The sequence below is a fragment of the Rhodococcus sp. P4_F3_2 genome (assembly GCF_056401335.1).
Genome location: NZ_JBFUJN010000161.1, coordinates 1 through 509, shown reverse-complemented (window position 1 = coordinate 509; position 509 = coordinate 1). Strand labels below are relative to the sequence as shown.

Below are 509 nucleotides of genomic sequence, written 5' to 3'. Positions count from 1 at the left end.
GGTCCGGGTTATCTGATATATCAATTTCAGATGGTGATCCTAATATATTTGAAACAAGCCGGGATGGTGGCGATATAAAACCATCATCTACTGTAATGGTAAGAACAGATTTAGGAGAAGAATTAATTAAGCTTGCATTTGAAAAAGGGTATATTAACCTAACAGATTATGATTTTTACAATAACTTAGGCTTAGAACGAAAAAGACAAAGATATAATAATTATAGATTAAATAGTGAGAAAAGAGTTCCATTACCTTCTGGACCAGACGAAAATATTTCTGAACTATTATCCGATAATGAAGTAATTGAAAAGGGCATATTAAGACGTTAAATTTTTAGTAAGGATTCATTGGTACTATTCATATAAAGATTATTAATAAAAAGGAGCAGCATTACCATATCAATGCATGGGAATGCTGTTGCTTTTTGTATAAGTTTACTCACTATTAATTTAGTTAGATCCTAATGAACAAAGGAAATATTGTTTGCAAAAGAGATAAGGTAAAGG

General features: G+C 30.3%; 1 protein-coding gene. It reads left to right on the top strand.

What is annotated here, in order from left to right:
• Positions 1–332 (top strand): hypothetical protein (locus tag AC1DWA_RS33235; RefSeq protein ID WP_477917714.1); only part of this gene is annotated, 332 nt, incomplete at its 5' end.
• Positions 333–509 lie beyond the last annotated feature (177 nt).